Source organism: Nocardia sp. NPDC060220 (assembly GCF_042727815.1).
In the GTDB taxonomy this organism is placed as follows: Bacteria; Actinomycetota; Actinomycetes; order Mycobacteriales; family Mycobacteriaceae; genus Nocardia.
This window is the reverse complement of the sequence record NZ_JBHWZY010001202.1, coordinates 1-1616: the sequence shown is the minus strand read 5'-3', so window position 1 is coordinate 1616 and position 1616 is coordinate 1. Positions and strand designations below refer to the sequence as shown.

General features: G+C 64.4%; 4 protein-coding genes and 1 pseudogene. 4 read left to right on the top strand and 1 reads right to left on the bottom strand.

What is annotated here, in order from left to right:
* From ACFWF3_RS35270 to rpmD, 4 genes are all read left to right on the top strand, one after another.
* Nucleotides 1-226 (top strand): 50S ribosomal protein L6 (locus ACFWF3_RS35270; protein WP_379318458.1); only part of this gene is annotated, 226 nt, incomplete at its 5' end.
* Between the two features lie 2 nt (nt 227-228).
* Entirely contained in the window at nt 229-636 is a 408-nt protein-coding gene (rplR, locus tag ACFWF3_RS35265; protein WP_266296784.1) for a 50S ribosomal protein L18, read from the top strand.
* A gap of 31 nt (nt 637-667) precedes the next feature.
* Nucleotides 668-1327: a 30S ribosomal protein S5 gene (rpsE, locus tag ACFWF3_RS35260; RefSeq protein ID WP_378632262.1), complete on the top strand. Its 660-nt coding sequence runs from the start codon at nt 668-670 to the stop codon at nt 1325-1327.
* Between the two features lies 1 nt (nt 1328).
* Complete coding sequence (gene rpmD / locus ACFWF3_RS35255) at nt 1329-1508, top strand: 50S ribosomal protein L30 (RefSeq protein ID WP_056819257.1); 180 nt, start codon at nt 1329-1331, stop codon at nt 1506-1508.
* Nucleotides 1509-1535: 27 nt separating this feature from the next.
* Here the strand turns inward: rpmD and ACFWF3_RS35250 are convergent.
* A pseudogene (locus ACFWF3_RS35250) lies at nt 1536-1616 on the bottom strand (30S ribosomal protein S5); the annotation flags it as partial.

Genomic DNA, 1616 nt, shown 5'->3' with positions numbered 1-1616 from the left:
GTTCGCCCTCGGTTACAGCCACCCGGTGCCGATCGAGGCCCCGGCAGGCATCACCTTCGCGGTGGAATCGCCCACCAAGTTCTCGGTGTCCGGAATCGACAAGCAGAAGGTCGGTCAGATCTCCGCTGTCATCCACGGACTGCGTAAGCCCGACCCGTACAAGGGCAAGGGCATCCGCTACGCCGGCGAGGTCGTTCGCCGCAAGGTCGGAAAGACGGGTAAGTGATCATGGCGCAAACTGCTAACCAGAAGGCGAAGCGGATTCCGCTGGGCAAGGACGCTTCCACGAAGCGTCGCCTGTCGAAGACCCGCCGTCACTTCCGTCTTCGTAAGAAGGTCGAAGGCACCACCGAGCGTCCGCGCCTGGTGGTCAACCGCTCCGCGCGGCACCTGCACGCTCAGCTGATCGACGACTCGGTGGGCAAGACCATTGCCGCCGCTTCCTCGATCGAGGCCGACGTGCGTGCGCTCGAGGGCGACAAGTCCGCCAAGGGCGCGAAGGTCGGTCAGCTGATCGCCGAGCGTGCCAAGGCTGCCGGTATCGAGGCGGTCGTGTTCGACCGTGGTGGTCACGACTACCACGGCCGTATCGCGGCGCTGGCCGATGCCGCTCGTGAAGGTGGGCTGAAGTTCTGATGACTGTTATTTCGAACGGAAGGAACGTCTGATGCCGGGACGTCAGCGGCGTGACGGCGGCAACGGACCCGCCGGACCCAACAGCAACTCCAACAGCAACGCCGGAGGCCCCGAGGGCAACCGTCGTGGCGGTGGCGATCGTCGCGGTGGCGGCGACCGTCGTGACAACGCGGCCGAGAAGAACCAGCTCGAGCGCGTCGTCGCGATCAACCGTGTCTCCAAGGTCGTGAAGGGTGGTCGTCGCTTCAGCTTCACCGCCCTCGTGATCGTCGGTGACGGCAACGGTCTGGTCGGCGTCGGCTACGGCAAGGCCAAGGAAGTTCCCGCGGCCATCCAGAAGGGTGTCGAGGAGGCTCGCAAGAGCTTCTTCCGCGTCCCGATGATCGGCTCGACCATCACTCACCCCGTTCAGGGTGAGGCGGCGGCCGGTGTGGTCATGCTGCGTCCGGCTTCGCCCGGTACCGGTGTGATCGCGGGCGGCGCGGCTCGCGCCGTGCTCGAATGCGCAGGCATTCACGACATTCTGGCCAAGTCGCTCGGTAGCGACAATGCGATCAACGTCGTTCACGCGACGGTTGCCGCGCTCAAGATGCTCCAGCGTCCCGAAGAGGTTGCCGCTCGTCGCGGTCTGCCGATCGAGGATGTCGCTCCGGCGGGCATGCTGCGTGCGCGTGCAGGACAGGGAGCCTGACATGGCTGATCTCAAGGTGACTCAGATCAAGAGCACGATCGGTGCCAAGTCGAACCAGCGCGACAGCCTGCGGACGCTTGGTCTGCGGAAGATCCGCCAGTCGGTGGTTCGTGAGGACAACGCTCAGAACCGCGGTCTGATCAACGTCGTGCGCCACCTCGTAACAGTTGAGGAGGTCTAGACATGACCATCAAATTGCACCACCTGCGAGCATCTTGAGCGCGGCAACCGTCGCGTGAACGACGTTGATCGCATTGTCGCTACCGAGCGACTTGGCCAGAATGTCGTG